We start from the raw sequence: 15,304 nt of genomic DNA on the forward strand, positions 1-15,304 counted from the left end.
GATGGCAGATCAGACCCACGTCCTGTTCGTCGAGGACGACGACGTCATCCGCGAGGCCACCCAGCTGGCCCTGGAGCGGGACGGCTTCGCGGTCACCGCGATGCCCGACGGCCTGTCCGGCCTGGAGGCGTTCCGGGCCGACCGCCCCGACATCGCCCTGCTGGACGTGATGGTGCCCGGCCTGGACGGTGTGAGCCTGTGCCGGCGCATCCGTGACGAGTCCACCGTCCCGGTCATCATGCTCTCCGCGCGCGCGGACTCGATCGACGTCGTCCTCGGTCTGGAGGCGGGTGCCGACGACTACGTGACCAAGCCGTTCGACGGTGCCGTCCTGGTCGCCCGCATCCGGGCCGTACTGCGCCGCTTCGGTCACGCCGGAGGCGGCGACCGCGGCGAGCCGGACGCCTCCGCCGCCACCGGCGGGGTGCTGACCTTCGGCGATCTCGAGATCGACACCGAGGGCATGGAGGTGCGGCGGGCCGGGGAGCCGGTCGCCCTGACCCCGACCGAGATGCGCCTACTGCTGGAGTTCTCCTCCGCCCCGGGCACGGTCCTCTCGCGCGACAAGCTGCTGGAGCGCGTGTGGGACTACGGCTGGGGCGGTGACACCCGCGTCGTGGACGTCCACGTGCAGCGACTGCGGACGAAGATCGGCCAGGACCGCATCGAGACGGTCCGCGGCTTCGGCTACAAGCTGAAGGCCTGAGCGGAGGCGGGATGCGGGGGATGTTGCGACACCTGGTTCCGGCCCGAGTGGAGCGCGCGGGTATCCGCACGGGCCTGCGGTGGAAACTCAGCGCGGCCATCGCGCTGGTCGGCGCGCTGGTGGCGATCGTGCTCAGCCTGGTCGTGCACAACGCGGCCCGCGTGTCCATGCTGGACAACGCGCGCGACCTCGCCGACGAGCGCGTCCAGATCGCCCAGCGCAACTACGCGCTGTCCGGGCGCCCCAACTTCCCCAACATCAAGCTCGACGACCCGAACCTCCCCTCGGAGCTGCGGGAGAAGGTCCGGGAGGGCCGCCGGGCGACGTTCGTCTCCGACCAGGGCGGTGTGCCGGACATATGGGCGGCCGTCCCGGTCAACGGCGGCGGCCAGGTGCTGTCGCTGCACACCGGCTTCACCGACCGCAGCACCGACATCCTCAACGACCTGGACCAGGCCCTGGTGATCGGCTCCATCGCGGTCGTCGTCGGCGGCAGCGCGCTCGGCGTGCTGATCGGCGGGCAGTTGTCGCGCCGGCTGCGCAAGGCGGCGGCCGCCGCGAACCAGGTCGCCAAGGGCGAGCCGGACGTGCGGGTGCGGGACGCCATCGGCGGTGTCGTCCGGGACGAGACCGATGACCTGGCCAGCGCGGTGGACGCCATGGCGGACGCGCTCCAGCAGAGGCTCGAGGCCGAGCGCCGGGTCACCGCCGACATCGCGCACGAGCTGCGCACCCCCGTCACGGGCCTGCTGACGGCCGCCGAGCTGCTGCCGCCCGGCCGGCCGACGGAGTTGGTCCTGGACCGGGCGAAGGCCATGCGGACGCTCGTGGAGGACGTCCTGGAGGTCGCCCGACTCGACAGCGCCTCGGAGCGGGCCGAATTGCAGGACATCGTGCTGGGCGAGTTCGTGGCCCGCCGGGTCGCGGCGAAGGACCCCGCGGTCGAGGTGCGCGTGGTGCACGAGTCGATGGTCACCACCGATCCCCGGCGCCTGGAGCGCGTGCTGTTCAACCTGCTGGCCAACGCCGCGCGACACGGCAAGCCGCCGATCGAGGTCACCGTCGAGGGCCGGGTCATCCGGGTCCGCGACCACGGCCCCGGCTTCCCCGAGGACCTGCTCGCCGACGGGCCGAGCCGTTTCCGCACCGGCAGCACCGACCGGGCCGGCCGCGGCCATGGGCTCGGCCTGACCATCGCGGCCGGGCAGGCCCGTGTCCTGGGCGCCCGGCTGACCTTCCGCAACGTACGGCCGGCGGGGGTGCCGGAGCACATACCGGCGGAGGGCGCCGTCGCCGTCCTGTGGCTGCCGGAGCACGCGCCGACGAACACCGGGAGCTACCCGATGCTGCCGTGACGGCGGCACCGCGCGCGCTCAGTCGGCTCAGCCGAAGTCCTTCGAGAAGTCGAGTTCCTCGTTGCGCTGGGTCAGCGAGTACCAGTTGCCGTTGTCGTCCCGGAAGATCGCCTCGATGCCGTAGGGGCGTTCCTGCGGGTCCTGGAGGAACTCCACCCCGCGCGACCGGAAGGTCTCGTAGTCACCGCGACAATCGTCCGTGCGGAACGCGCCCGCGCCGATGACGCCCTTGCCGACCAGCTTCTTCAGCGCCTCCGCGGACTCCTTGTCGAGGCCGGGGCCGTCGAGGCTCATCAGCGCCAGTTCGACGTCCGGCTGGTCCTTGGCGCCGACGGTGACCCAGCTCATGTCCCCCATGGCGAGCTCGGTGCGCACCTCGAAGTCGAGCTTCTCGGTGAAGAAGGCCTTGGTGCGCTGCTGGTCGAAGGTCCATACGGTGGTGATGCCCAGGCCCTTGATCATGACTTCGCTCTCCCGTCGGGGTCGGGTCGGATCGCTTCCTGTCCGCCACCGTAGGCAGGGCCGGGCGCGGGGCGCTTCTTCAAAGTTGCGCCGGGGAACCCGCCGGCCCACAGCATCGCGTAGCAGCCGGGGATGAGGGCGGCGCCCCGGCCCACGTGCTCGGCCCGGTACTCGCTGGGGGTGAGCCCGGTGCGCGCCTTGAAGCGGGACGAGAAAGTGCCGAGGCTGCTGAAGCCGACGAGATGGCAGATCTCCGTGACCGTGAGGTCGGCGCTGCGCAGCATCTCCTCGGCGCGTTCGATACGACGATGGGTCAGATACTGGCCAGGTGTCTCGCCGTACGCCTCCTTGAAGGCGCGGACGAAGTGGTACCGGGAGTACCCGGCGTGTGCGGCCACGGCATCCAGGTCGAGATCCGGATCGGCCCAGTCCCGGTCCATGGCGTCCTTGGCCAGCCGCAACTGCCGTGTCTTGTCCATGAGGGGATGGTGACACGGAGCACACCGGGCACGTCGCCCATGAGAACCGCCCGGACGTCGCCCACCACCGACCACCCTGGCACGTCGCCCACCACGAGCGCCCGGGCGCGGGCGCGACGCCCACGACGGTCCACCCGGCCGCACTGCCGCCCACGAGGGCCCGCCCGAGCGCGGACGCGTTTCCTGTACGCACCCTCGCCCGTACCCACCCGCGCCCACAGGTCGGCCGCCGCCCCACCAGCCCGGGCAGCGGCCCCACCTTCACGGAGAACACCACGGCGGCGGCTTCCCCCTCGCTCAGCCCTCCCGGGACAGTCGGCTCCCCCTCGCTCAGCCCTCCCGGGACAGTCGGCTCCCCCTCGCTCAGCCCTCCCGGGACAGTCGGCTCCCCCTCGCTGAAGCCGCCCTGGGCAGTGGCCTCTCGTGAACACCTCGCCGCGGCTCGCGGCCAACGGCACCTGCGGGGGCGCTATCGGCCCCCGCCGCCCGGGGCAGCTACCGCCTCGCCTTCCTCAGACGGCTTCCGCCACCGGTGCCTTCGGCGTGGTCGTGTCGTCCTCCGAGGTGGGCTCCGGCTTGGGGCCCGCGCCGCGCAGCGGGACCTCCTTGACGAAGAGGGCCGCCACGAGGGCGATCACCACGACGGCCGTGCCGAGGAGGAAGGCGGCGTGGGTGCCGTCGGAGACGGCGTACTGGTAGGCCTCCCGGGCCTCCGCCGGGAGCCTGGCGAGGCCGGCGGCGTCCAGTTGGGCGGACTGCTCGGTGACCTTGGAGCCCAGCGCGCCGGCCCGCTCGGCCATGGCGTCCTGGACACGGCTGTTGAACAGTGCGCCCATGATCGCGACACCGAAGGACGAGCCGAGCGTGCGGAAGAGGGTGGTGGAGGAGGACGCCACTCCCATGTCCCTCATCTCCACGCTGTTCTGCGCGACCAGCATGGTGATCTGCATCAGACAGCCCATGCCGAGACCGAGGACGGCCATGAACACCCCGGACGTGAACCGGGAGGTGCCGGTGTCCATGGTCGACAGCAGGTAGAGCCCGACGAGCATCAGGGCGGCGCCGACGATCGGAAAGATCTTGTAGCGGCCGCTGCTCGTGGTGATCCGGCCCGCGACCATCGACGTCACGAGCATCGCGCCGAGCATGGGCAGCAGCAGCAGTCCCGAGTTGGTCGCGGACGCGCCCTGCACGGACTGCTGGTACAGCGGCAGGAAGAGGGTCGCGCCGAACATCACGAAGCCGGCGATGAAGCCGATGAGCGACATCAGGGTGAAGTTGCGGCTGCGGAAGATGTGCAGCGGCACGATCGGCTCGGCCGCCCGGGTCTGCCAGAACACGAAGCCCACCAGCGCGGCCACGCCGATCCCGATCAGCTCCATGATCCGCGCGGAGCCCCACGCGTACTCCGTGCCGCCCCAGGTGGTGACGAGCACGATGGACGTGATGCCGACGGTCAGCAGCACGGCGCCGAAGTAGTCGATGCGCGCCTCGGACCGCTTCTTGGGCAGGTGCAGCACGGCGGTGATGAGGCCGAGGGCCACCACGCCGAGCGGCAGGTTGATGTAGAAGGCCCAGCGCCAGCCCCAGTGGTCGGTGATGGTGCCGCCGACGAGCGGCCCGCCGATCATGGCGATCGCCATCACGCCGGCCATCATGCCCTGGTACTTGCCGCGCTCCCGCGGCGGAACCAGGTCACCGATGATCGCCATGACGCCGACCATCAGACCGCCGGCTCCCAGGCCCTGGACGGCACGGAAGGCGATCAGCTGACCCATGTCCTGGGCCATGCCGCTCAGCGCCGATCCGGCCAGGAAGATCACGATCGAGCTCAGGAAGGCGCCCTTGCGCCCGTACATGTCGCCGACCTTGCCCCAGATCGGGGTGGAGGCGGCGGTCGCGAGCGTGTACGACGTCACCACCCAGGACAGGTGCTCCAGACCGCCGAGCTCACCCACGATCGTCGGCATCGCCGTGCCCACGATCATGTTGTCGAGCATCGCGAGCATCATCGTGATCATCAGCGCGAGGATCACGACCCGCACGCTTCTCGGCTGTGTGTCGGGTGTTCCGGTGCCCGTCGCAACGGTGCGCGTGTCCGCCATCGATTCCCACTCCCCCAGGCCTACTTACTTGCCGCCCGGCTAGTTCAACTACACTCGGGAAAGTAGACCGGCAACTAGCCGGGCGTCAAGTAAGTTCTAGCCGGGCGGCAGGTAAGTTTTTCTCACCGAACGGCAGGGGAGTTTCCGCGGGACGGCGAGAGGTACGAGGATGGACGTCACCATGGACGGCATGAAGCAGCAGCGCCGCGGCAACACCCGCCAGCGCATCCAGGACGTGGCGCTCGAACTCTTCGCCGAGCAGGGCTACGAGAAGACCTCACTGCGCGAGATCGCGGAGCGTCTGGAGGTCACGAAGGCGGCCCTGTACTACCACTTCAAGACCAAGGAAGAGATCCTCGTCAGCATCTTCACGGATCTGACGAAGCCGATCGGCGACCTGATCGAGTGGGGCAAGGACCAGCCGCACACCCTGGAGACCAAGCAGGAGATCGTCCGGCGCTACGGCCAGGCGCTCACCGACGCCGCCCCGCTCTTCCGCTTCATGCAGGAGAACCAGGCGACGGTCCGGGAGCTGCAGATCGGCGACTCCTTCAAGGACCGCATGCGAGGTCTGCGGGACATCATCATCGACCCGGAGGCCCCCCTCGCCGACCAGGTCCGCTGCATCAGCGCCATCTTCACGCTGCACGCCGGCATGCACTTCCTGCAGGACCTCGAAGGCGACCCCGAGGACAAGCGCGAAGCCGTCCTCGAGGTCGCCATCGGTCTGGTCACTCAGGCCCACCAGGGCCCGCGGTCGGCCTGAGGCCGCACCCGAGCGCCGTCGGTCAGACGGTCACGCCCTTGGAGCGCAGGAACTTGACCGGGTCGATCGCCGAGCCGTAGTTGGCGGTCGTACGGATCTCGAAGTGCAGGTGCGGGCCGCTGGAGTTGCCCGTGTTGCCGGACAGGGCGATGCGCTGACCGGTCTTGACGATCTGCCCGATCTTCACGTTGACCTTCGAGAGGTGGGCGTACTGCGAGTACACGCCGTTGGCGTGCTTGATGACGACGGCGTTGCCGTAGGCCGGGCCGTCGCCGGCGCCGTTGGAGCCGGCCTTGACGACGGTGCCACCGTGGGCCGCGACGACCTTGGTGCCGCTCGGCACGGCGAAGTCCTGGCCGCTGTGGGTGGACTGCCACATGCCGCCGGCCTGGGCGAAGCTCGCCGAGAGCTTGTACTTCGCCACCGGGTCGACCCAGGAGGGGGCCTTGGCCGCCTTGGCGGCGGGAGCGGCGGCGGGCTTGGCCGCGGGTGCGGCGGCGGCTGCGGTGGCGGACGCCACTCCGCTCCCCAGCACGACCGAGGCGCCCAGGGCGGCGGCCCCGACGGCCACGCGGCTGCGAAGCAGGGACGTACGGGAAGAACGGAACGTGACGCGCTGGAACATCGAAACCTCATGGGGACGGGGACAGAGAAAACCACCCGGCGTACGGACGTCGCCGAATGGGCCATCCCTTGGTAACCCCGATGCCCGTTGAGTCCCAAACGTGTGACCTACGACGGTAGCTAGTATCTCGTCCCTGAAAATCCGCCTTCTTGACAGTCCGACCCTTCAGTCCCTTTTCGCCGTCGACCCTTACCAGGAGTGCACTGAGGCCATGCACTTCCGAACCTGAAGTCCCTTTTGTCCGAATCCAGGTTTCCACTAATCCGCCTAGTAACGGACAAATCGCCTGTGCGGCATGTCACCGGGGCGCCGCCTCGGAGGGCATTGCCGTGTGACCGGGACTACTTCCTTACAGGGAAAGGGAGTTGTGACCCCCATCACGAAGTGTGCAGGGGGGTGTGAGCGGCCTCTCACGCTCATCTACCGTCCAGTAACCCGCTGGTTCCCCTCAAGCCATCCCCATCAATGAGCATGCCCATGACATCGGCAGCGCATCGACGTGAGAGGACCCCACCACCATGACCAGAGGCACCTGGACGCGCCGTATCGCCACGACCGCGGTGGCCACGGCCGCCGTCACCGCGATGGCCGTTCCGGCCGGCGCCCAGGCCGCGACGGCCACCGGCACCCCCACCGTCGCCTCAGCCACCGCCACCGCCACCGCCGCGGTGGACGTCGACTACGACACCTGGCAGGCCGACTGCCAGGCCGTGATGAACCAGGCCCTGCCGTACCTCAAGCAGCGCATCGCCGCCGCCAAGCCCGGCGAGAAGCAGGCGATCGTCCTCGACATCGACAACACCACCCTGGAGACCGACTTCGGCTTCAGCTACCCGCAGCCGGCCAACGAGCCGGTGCTGGACGTCGCCGAGTACGCCCAGGACCACGGCGTCTCCCTGTTCTTCGTCACCGCCCGCCCGGGCATCATCGCCGGCTTCACCGACTACAACCTCCAGCACGTCGGCTACGAGGTCTCCGGCCTCTACGTCCGCGGCTTCCTGGACCTCTTCAAGGACGTCGCCGCCTACAAGACCGCCCAGCGCGTCGACATCGAGAACAAGGGCTACACGATCATCGCGAACATCGGCAACAGCGCCACCGACCTCTCCGGCGGCCACGCCGAGAAGACGTTCAAGCTGCCGGACTACGACGGACAGCTGTCGTAACCCAGGGCGCAGGGCATGCGAAAGGGGCCGGTGCTCGAAAGCACCGGCCCCTTTCGGGCGTTCGGACCGCTTACGCGTCCTTGCTCAGGTTCGGCCCGGCACCGCCGGCCGCCTGCTCGATCGGCGGGACGTCGGGCAGCGCCGACTTCTCCTCGCCACGGAAGGTGAAGGTTTGGGTCTCGCCCTCGCCCTCGGTGTCCACGACCACGATGTGACCGGGGCGCAGCTCACCGAAGAGGATCTTCTCCGACAGGGAGTCCTCGATCTCCCGCTGGATCGTCCGGCGCAGCGGCCGGGCGCCCAGCACGGGGTCGTAACCCTTCTTGGACAGCAGCTCCTTGGCGGACTGGGAGAGCTCGATGCCCATGTCCCGGTCCTTCAGGCGCTCGTCGACCTTGCCGATCATCAGGTCGACGATCCGCAGGATGTCCTCCTGCGTCAGCTGCGGGAAGACGACCACGTCGTCGACGCGGTTGAGGAACTCGGGGCGGAAGTGCTGCTTGAGCTCGTCCGACACCTTGTTCTTCATGCGCTCGTAGTTGGACTTCGTGTCGCCCGAGGCCGCGAAGCCCAGGTTGAAGCCCTTGGAGATGTCCCGGGTGCCGAGGTTGGTCGTCATGATGATGACCGTGTTCTTGAAGTCCACGACCCGGCCCTGGGAGTCGGTCAGACGACCGTCCTCCAGGATCTGCAGCAGCGAGTTGAAGATGTCCGGGTGAGCCTTCTCGACCTCGTCGAAGAGGACGACGGAGAACGGCTTGCGGCGGACCTTCTCGGTCAGCTGGCCGCCCTCTTCGTAACCCACGTATCCGGGGGGCGAACCGAAGAGACGCGACACCGTGTGCTTCTCGCTGAACTCCGACATGTCGAGGGAGATCAGCGCGTCCTCGTCGCCGAAGAGGAACTCGGCGAGCGCCTTGGACAGCTCGGTCTTACCGACACCGGACGGGCCGGCGAAGATGAACGAGCCACCCGGGCGCTTCGGGTCCTTCAGACCGGCACGCGTACGGCGGATCGCCTTCGACAGCGCCTTGACGGCGTCGTTCTGGCCGATGACCCGCTTGTGCAGCTCCTCCTCCATGCGGAGCAGGCGGCTGGACTCCTCCTCGGTCAGCTTGAAGACCGGGATGCCGGTGGCCGTGGCGAGGACCTCGGCGATCAGCTCGCCGTCGACCTCGGCGACGACGTCCATGTCGCCGGCCTTCCACTCCTTCTCCCGCTTGGCCTTGGCGGCCAGGAGCTGCTTCTCCTTGTCGCGCAGGGAGGCGGCCTTCTCGAAGTCCTGCGAGTCGATCGCGGACTCCTTGTCGCGGCGGACGCCGGCGATCTTCTCGTCGAACTCGCGCAGGTCCGGCGGAGCGGTCATCCGGCGGATGCGCATCCTCGAGCCGGCCTCGTCGATCAGGTCGATCGCCTTGTCCGGCAGGAAGCGGTCCGAGATGTACCGGTCGGCCAGGGTGGCGGCCTGGACCAGCGCCTCGTCGGTGATGGAGACGCGGTGGTGCGCCTCGTACCGGTCGCGCAGGCCCTTGAGGATCTCGATGGTGTGCGGCAGGGACGGCTCCGCGACCTGGATGGGCTGGAAGCGGCGCTCCAGGGCCGCGTCCTTCTCCAGGTGCTTGCGGTACTCGTCCAGCGTGGTCGCACCGATGGTCTGCAGCTCACCGCGGGCCAGCATCGGCTTCAGGATGGAGGCCGCGTCGATGGCGCCCTCGGCGGCACCCGCACCGACCAGCGTGTGGAGCTCGTCGATGAACAGGATGATGTCGCCGCGGGTGCGGATCTCCTTGAGGACCTTCTTCAGGCGCTCCTCGAAGTCACCGCGGTAGCGGGAGCCGGCGACCAGGGCACCGAGGTCCAGGGTGTAGAGGTGCTTGTCCTTGAGGGTCTCGGGCACCTCGCCCTTGACGATCGCCTGGGCGAGGCCCTCGACGACGGCGGTCTTGCCGACACCGGGCTCACCGATCAGGACCGGGTTGTTCTTGGTGCGGCGGGACAGCACCTGCATGACCCGCTCGATCTCCTTCTCGCGCCCGATGACCGGGTCGAGCTTGGACTCACGAGCGGCCTGGGTGAGGTTCCGGCCGAACTGGTCGAGGACCAGGGACGTCGAGGGGGTGCCCTCGGCAGGCCCGCCGGCGGTGGCGGTCTCCTTGCCCTGGTAACCGGAGAGCAGCTGGATCACCTGCTGCCGCACGCGGTTCAGATCTGCGCCCAGCTTGACCAGGACCTGGGCGGCGACGCCCTCGCCCTCGCGGATCAGGCCGAGCAGGATGTGCTCCGTGCCGATGTAGTTGTGGCCCAGCTGAAGGGCCTCGCGGAGCGACAGCTCCAGGACCTTCTTGGCACGGGGGGTGAAGGGGATGTGCCCGGACGGGGCCTGCTGGCCCTGACCGATGATCTCCTCCACCTGCTGGCGGACCGCCTCGAGCGAAATCCCGAGGCTCTCAAGGGCCTTGGCGGCGACACCCTCACCCTCGTGGATCAGGCCCAGGAGGATGTGCTCGGTGCCGATGTAGTTGTGGTTGAGCATCCGGGCTTCTTCCTGAGCCAGGACGACAACCCGCCGCGCGCGGTCGGTGAACCTCTCGAACATCGTTAATCGCTCCTCAGAGCGGTCAGGCAGTGGGGGGAACTTCCCCTCCCTGTCCTTCCGCAGCTTAGTCCCGCAAGCGGGGACCGCTCATTCCAACTGCCGACACCGTCGATGGCCTCCTGACCCCGAACGCCGACATCTGCTCCAACCCGATGGTGCGAGACGATGTTCCCGCAGGCCAGGCAGTTACCCCCATCGCCAGTACGCCGATGGCGAACGCGAGACGGCCTTTCCTGCGTGTCGCCCCCTCCCACTAGGGATGTCTTACCCGCCGGGACTGACACTCCATGCCGCGCGCACCGGTTCCCTCCGCTACGGGCGAACAACCTTGCGCCTCCCGGCACCCCCACACGCCCCCTCTTCCGGCACACTGGGCATTCGCATGAACACACAGCGTAACGCGACGGGCTTTCGGACTGTTGCACTGGGCATGGTTGGCCCCGTCCCCCCGACAGAGCGGGCCCTCTCGGCCGTCGCGACCACCGCCGTCCCCTTCCCCCGCCGTCCGTCGGCCGGTCCGTCCGGCCTGCTGCGCGGCTGGTACGAGAACGAACTGGGGTGGGCGACGGTGCCCGGGGAGCCGGTACGACTTTCGACCGGCCTGCGCTTCGACGTCCTGGACGTGCCGGCCGAGGCCGGCCGGGCGGCACTGCGACGACGCCTGGCTCCCGGGGCTCCGGTAGCTGCGCGGGGCGACCGGATGTGGCTGCTGGTGGCCGCGGGGAGCGCGGAGGAGTTGCCGGGAATCCTGCGCTGGCTGGAGTGGGGCTCGCTGCCGCTGGATCTGACGGCGCTCGGCGCGGACGGCGTCATCGAGGCGCCCTCACCCGCCGGCCGGGAGGATGCCGGGCCGGTGCAGGGGGCCGCCGTGTGGGTGCGGCCCCCCGTCGCGGGGTGCGAGGTCGAGGCCTCGCTGCCGACGGTGTCGGCGCTGGGGGGCGGTGGGGGCGCCCCCGATCTGGTGCGGCTGGTGGACTCGCTGGCGACGCACTGTCACCGCGTCCGGCTGCGGCGCGCGTGCGCTCAGCCGTTGGCCTTCTCGTAAGCCTCGCGAATGGTCGCGGGAACACGGCCGCGGTCGTTGACCTCGTAACCGTTCTCCTTGGCCCACGCGCGGATCTGCGCGGTGTCCTGGCTGCCGCCGCCGGAAGCGGCACGCGTCTTTCCACGCCCACCCGACGCACGGCCTCCGGTACGACGACCACCCTTCACATAGGGGTCGAGAAGGCTGCGCAGCTTGTCCGCATTGGCAGTCGTGAGATCGATCTCGTACGTCTTGCCGTCCAGCGCGAACGTCACGGTCTCGTCCGCCTCGCCACCGTCGAGGTCGTCGACAAGAAGGACCTGAACCTTCTGTGCCACCGGATTTCCTTTCATCGATAAGGTGAGGGCCGGGGGTCTGCGGCGTCCGCCGTTTCGCCGCCCCCTGTTATATGCAGTACTGCAGTACGTCGGAAAGCAAACCGCTTTTCCTGGAAAAACACAAACCCCGGGGAGAGATCCGCAGCCCACCCTCCGCCCGGAAACGTGCGCGTTTCGGACATAGGGCACCGGTGCATGGACGGTCGACCGGAATGGACTCGGCGATCACAGATGCAGAAGCATCCGGCTGTTGCCCAAGGTGTTCGGTTTCACTCGTTCGAGTCCGAGGAACTCCGCGACGCCCTCGTCATAGGAACGCAGGAGCTCCGCGTAGACATCGGTGTCAACGGGCGTCTCGCCGATCTCCACGAAGCCGTGCTTGCTGAAGAAGTCCACTTCGAAGGTCAGGCAGAATACGCGGCGAACGCCGAGCCAGCGCGCGGTGTGCAGCAACTTCTCCAACAACTGGTGACCGACGCCGGCGCCCTTCAGACCGGGCTTCACCGCGAGAGTGCGGACTTCGGCGAGGTCTTCCCACATGACGTGCAGGGCGCCGCAGCCGACGACCTCGGCGTTGTCGTCCCGTTCGGCGACCCAGAACTCCTGGATGTCCTCGTAAAGCATCACCGTCGCTTTGTCGAGCAGGATGCGGTCGCGGACGTACGCGTCAAGGAGACGACGTACGGCGGGGACATCGCTGGTCCGGGCCCGGCGGACGGTGATGGCTTTAGCGCTGACTTCGGGGCTCTGTGCTGACATGTGCGGACGCTATCGCCCACCGGTCTGCGTTGCCGAGCCGGGGTTCTCCCCGGGCGCGGGTGCTTGTGGGGCTTCGGATGTTTCCGGACCCTGGACGATGCGTACCGCGTCGCGCAGTGCCCCGCGCTGTTCCTCGCTCATCATGCCGAAGAAGGCGACGAGAGCGGCGGCCGGGTTGTCGCTCTGCGCCCAGGCGTCGTTCATCAGGGCGGCGGCGTAGGCGGCACGGGTGGAGACCGCCTCATATCGATAGGCCCGGCCTTCCGCCTCACGGCGGACCCAGCCCTTCTGATGGAGATTGTCCAAAACGGTCATCACCGTGGTGTAGGCGATGGACCGTTCCCGCTGTAGGTCTTCCAGGACTTCTCGAACGGTCACCGGGCGGTTCCACTTCCACACCCGCGTCATGACCGCGTCTTCGAGTTCTCCCAATGGGCGAGGCACAACTCAGAACAATAGTGGGAGATCCCGGCAATCGCGTGCCGGACGGGCACCACATCGGCAAACGGGAACAAAAAGGGCGTACGGCTCCCGAGGGGAGTCGTACGCCGGTGGGGGCCGGAGGCGGTCCGGGGTCAGGCGTCGGTGTTCGCGGAGGGCCGGCCGGTGCCCTCCGCGCGCGCGAGGGCGGCGTCGACGGCCGCGTCCTCCTTGGCCTTGTTGGCGCCGCCCTGGGTCTTCACGATCACCCTGATCAGACCGATGAAGAAGACGGCCATGACGACGGGAGGCACGAGCGCGGAGACATAGTCCATGGATCCAGGGTAGCCAGGGAGGAAGCGGACATCGGGCCGGGGTGGGATACCGGAGGACACCCAGGTGGGACACCCGGCAGGCGGGTCCTCAGGGGGCCTTGCACCATGAGCGCCTGATCAGGCCGCGCGGCCCGGGCGGGCATGGTGCAGAACCCCTCAGCCCACCGCGAGGCGCTGGCGGGGATCGCCGGGCGGCGGAGCGGGCTTGCGACGGGGGAAGACCTCGCCGGGCGTGGGGACGGGCCGGCGCTGCGGCTCGGGGGCGGGCTTCACGGGGACGGGCCCGGGGCCGGGGGCGGACGGCTTGCGGGCGGGTTTCTTCGCCGGCTCCTCGGCCGGCTCCTCCGCGAGCACGGCGATCCGCGCGGCGCCGTGCTCCGCGGGCTCCGCGCGACGGCCCCCCGGAAGGGCCAGGAGGTGGGTGCGCGACGCCGGGATCACCGGGACCGTCGCGGGGGCCCTGTGGGGCGTACGGCGGGCGAGACGGGCGCGTACGTCCTGCTCGGCGAGGACCTCGCAGCGGGCCAGCAGGGCGGCGGCCACCGGATTGCCCCGCAGGGCGCGCAGCGCGGCGAGGTCGTCGGGCCGGGGGAGGTGGCCGGCGGCCAGCACCTCCTCCAGGAGGCTGAGGTAGCCGGCCGCGGTGCCCGGGAGGGCGGCGCGGTAGCGGGCGAGGTCGGCCACCAGGAAGGCCCGCATCCGGGCGGCCTCGCGCATCGCCTCGTCGAGGGACTCGGCGAGGCGATGGCAGTCCTGGACGTCCTCGGCGTGGGCGGGGCCGGGGTGGAGGGCGAGGGCGAGAGCGCGGCGGAGCACACGCAGCTCCTCCGCGCCGAACGCCATGCCGCCGCGGGATCCGTATGGCGTGGGCATGCGGCGACGATACGCGCTAATCAGACAAATTCGACATAAGGGATGGGTGTGGCGCGGTCGATTCCGCCGGGCGGCCCGGGAGGGGGCACTCGAGCGACGGGACGAACGCTCGGAGCGGCTCCGGCTGCGGACACCCCTGCGGCGAGAGGCCCGGCGGCGGGACGGCCTCTGCTGACGGCCGGCGGCGGGACGGCCCCCTGGAGCGGCCTGGACAATTCGACCCGTACGTGCGGCACGGCGATACGTGCGGCCCGGTGACAGGACCACCCCCGCGAGCGGCGCGGACGGCCCGACCGAACAGGACGACCACTCGTAGCCGCGGAAGGACGCCCGTACGGCAGGTCAACCGCTCGAGCCGCCCGACGGACGCCCGACCGGCGACACGACCGCTCCTGGCCGACGCCGACGGCCTCCCGAACGGCCGCCCCACTCCCGCGAGGGGTCCGTGAGGGCTGCGCGGCCCCGTCGGGGAAGTCCTCCGGGGCCGGAACTCGCTCACATCCGCGACACGTTGCGCTCGTACACCAGGCGCAGGCCGATCAGCGTCAGCCAGGGTTCGTGCTCGTCGATCACCGACGACTCGCCCAGCACCATCGGCGCGAGACCGCCCGTGGCGATCACCGTCACGTCGTCCGGGTCGTCCGCCAGCTCGCGGGCCATCCGGCCGACCACCCCGTCGACCTGGCCCGCGAACCCGAAGACCACGCCGGCCTGCATCGCCTCGACCGTGTTCTTGCCGATGACGCTGCGCGGGCGGGCCACCTCGATCTTGCGCAGTTGCGCGGCCTTGATGCCCAGGGCCTCCACGGAGATCTCGATGCCGGGGGCGATGACACCGCCGACGTACTCCCCGCGCGCGCTGATCGCGTCGAACGTCGTCGCCGTGCCGAAGTCGACGACGATCGCCGGGCCCCCGTACAGCTCGTTCGCGGCGACCGCGTTGATGATGCGGTCGGCGCCGACCTCCTTGGGGTTGTCGAAGAGGATCGGCACGCCCGTCTTCACGCCGGGTTCGACGAGCACGGCGGGCACGTCGCCGTAGTGGCGGCGGGTGACCTCGCGCAGTTCGTGCAGCACGGACGGCACGGTCGCGCAGATCGCGATGCCGTCGATGCCGTCGCCCAGCTCCACGCCGAGCAGCGGGTGCATGCCCATCAGGCCCTGGAGCAGCACGGCGAGCTCGTCGGCCGTACGGCGGGCGTCCGTCGAGATGCGCCAGTGCTCGACGATGTCCTCACCGTCGAACAGGCCGAGCACCGTGTGGGTGTTTCCCACGTCGATCGTCAGCAGCATGG

At 69.6% G+C, this 15,304-nt stretch carries 16 protein-coding genes; 5 read left to right on the forward strand and 11 right to left on the reverse strand.

The window, feature by feature from the left end; all coding sequences use genetic code 11:
* Position 1: 1 nt before the first annotated feature.
* On the forward strand, positions 2 to 706 hold the full coding sequence (gene cseB / locus ACZ4YY_RS16025) for a two-component system response regulator CseB (RefSeq protein ID WP_468289557.1): 705 nt from the start codon (positions 2 to 4) through the stop codon (positions 704 to 706).
* An 11-nt stretch (positions 707 to 717) separates the two neighbouring features.
* A complete protein-coding gene (gene cseC / locus ACZ4YY_RS16030; protein WP_468289559.1) occupies positions 718 to 2,061 on the forward strand; it encodes a two-component system sensor histidine kinase CseC in 1,344 nt (447 codons plus the stop codon).
* 27 nt (positions 2,062 to 2,088) lie between these two features.
* Here the strand turns inward: cseC and ACZ4YY_RS16035 are convergent, their stop codons facing one another.
* The 3 genes from ACZ4YY_RS16035 to ACZ4YY_RS16045 all read right to left on the reverse strand — a co-directional run bounded on the left by ACZ4YY_RS16035 (position 2,089) and on the right by ACZ4YY_RS16045 (position 5,107).
* Positions 2,089 to 2,523, reverse strand: a complete 435-nt coding sequence (locus ACZ4YY_RS16035) for a VOC family protein (RefSeq protein WP_468289562.1) — start codon at positions 2,521 to 2,523, stop codon at positions 2,089 to 2,091.
* The gene (locus tag ACZ4YY_RS16040) at positions 2,520 to 3,002 is read right to left on the reverse strand and encodes a helix-turn-helix transcriptional regulator (RefSeq protein WP_468289564.1); all 483 of its coding nucleotides are present in this window, start codon (positions 3,000 to 3,002) and stop codon (positions 2,520 to 2,522) included. Before ACZ4YY_RS16040 ends, ACZ4YY_RS16035 begins: the two co-directional genes overlap by 4 nt.
* Positions 3,003 to 3,514: 512 nt before the next feature.
* A complete protein-coding gene (locus tag ACZ4YY_RS16045) occupies positions 3,515 to 5,107 on the reverse strand; it encodes an MDR family MFS transporter (RefSeq protein WP_468289567.1) in 1,593 nt (530 codons plus the stop codon).
* 169 nt (positions 5,108 to 5,276) lie between these two features.
* Between ACZ4YY_RS16045 and ACZ4YY_RS16050 the strand changes: the two genes are divergently transcribed.
* Positions 5,277 to 5,873 (forward strand): TetR/AcrR family transcriptional regulator, encoded by a 597-nt coding sequence (locus ACZ4YY_RS16050; RefSeq protein ID WP_468289570.1) that lies wholly within the window; start codon positions 5,277 to 5,279, stop codon positions 5,871 to 5,873.
* 22 nt (positions 5,874 to 5,895) lie between these two features.
* Here the strand turns inward: ACZ4YY_RS16050 and ACZ4YY_RS16055 are convergent, their stop codons facing one another.
* Positions 5,896 to 6,498, reverse strand: coding sequence for a M23 family metallopeptidase (locus ACZ4YY_RS16055; protein ID WP_468289572.1), 603 nt, complete (start codon positions 6,496 to 6,498; stop codon positions 5,896 to 5,898).
* 518 nt (positions 6,499 to 7,016) lie between these two features.
* Between ACZ4YY_RS16055 and ACZ4YY_RS16060 the strand changes: the two genes are divergently transcribed.
* Entirely contained in the window at positions 7,017 to 7,664 is a 648-nt protein-coding gene (locus ACZ4YY_RS16060; RefSeq protein ID WP_468289574.1) for an HAD family acid phosphatase, read from the forward strand.
* Positions 7,665 to 7,734: 70 nt separating this feature from the next.
* Here the strand turns inward: ACZ4YY_RS16060 and ACZ4YY_RS16065 are convergent, their stop codons facing one another.
* Positions 7,735 to 10,260 (reverse strand): ATP-dependent Clp protease ATP-binding subunit, encoded by a 2,526-nt coding sequence (locus ACZ4YY_RS16065; protein ID WP_468289577.1) that lies wholly within the window; start codon positions 10,258 to 10,260, stop codon positions 7,735 to 7,737.
* Positions 10,261 to 10,690: 430 nt separating this feature from the next.
* Here ACZ4YY_RS16065 and ACZ4YY_RS16070 point away from each other — a divergent pair, with 430 nt between their 5' ends.
* The gene (locus ACZ4YY_RS16070; RefSeq protein ID WP_468289579.1) at positions 10,691 to 11,305 is read left to right on the forward strand and encodes an SCO3374 family protein; all 615 of its coding nucleotides are present in this window, start codon (positions 10,691 to 10,693) and stop codon (positions 11,303 to 11,305) included.
* On the opposite strand, the gene ACZ4YY_RS16075 is transcribed toward ACZ4YY_RS16070, so the two are convergent.
* The 6 genes from ACZ4YY_RS16075 to ACZ4YY_RS16100 form a co-directional block, all read right to left on the reverse strand.
* Entirely contained in the window at positions 11,284 to 11,622 is a 339-nt protein-coding gene (locus ACZ4YY_RS16075; protein WP_468289582.1) for a histone-like nucleoid-structuring protein Lsr2, read from the reverse strand. The genes ACZ4YY_RS16070 and ACZ4YY_RS16075 overlap by 22 nt on opposite strands.
* A gap of 225 nt (positions 11,623 to 11,847) precedes the next feature.
* The gene (locus tag ACZ4YY_RS16080; protein WP_468289584.1) at positions 11,848 to 12,381 is read right to left on the reverse strand and encodes an amino-acid N-acetyltransferase; all 534 of its coding nucleotides are present in this window, start codon (positions 12,379 to 12,381) and stop codon (positions 11,848 to 11,850) included.
* 9 nt (positions 12,382 to 12,390) lie between these two features.
* Positions 12,391 to 12,813: a BlaI/MecI/CopY family transcriptional regulator gene (locus tag ACZ4YY_RS16085; protein ID WP_468289587.1), complete on the reverse strand. Its 423-nt coding sequence runs from the start codon at positions 12,811 to 12,813 to the stop codon at positions 12,391 to 12,393.
* Positions 12,814 to 12,956: 143 nt separating this feature from the next.
* The gene (locus ACZ4YY_RS16090; protein ID WP_468289590.1) at positions 12,957 to 13,136 is read right to left on the reverse strand and encodes a hypothetical protein; all 180 of its coding nucleotides are present in this window, start codon (positions 13,134 to 13,136) and stop codon (positions 12,957 to 12,959) included.
* 156 nt (positions 13,137 to 13,292) lie between these two features.
* Complete coding sequence (locus ACZ4YY_RS16095; protein ID WP_468290177.1) at positions 13,293 to 13,979, reverse strand: hypothetical protein; 687 nt, start codon at positions 13,977 to 13,979, stop codon at positions 13,293 to 13,295.
* A 525-nt stretch (positions 13,980 to 14,504) separates the two neighbouring features.
* Entirely contained in the window at positions 14,505 to 15,302 is a 798-nt protein-coding gene (locus ACZ4YY_RS16100; RefSeq protein WP_468289593.1) for a type III pantothenate kinase, read from the reverse strand.
* Positions 15,303 to 15,304: the final 2 nt, after the last annotated feature.

The sequence above is a fragment of the Streptomyces sp. NPDC030143 genome, from assembly GCF_055573695.1.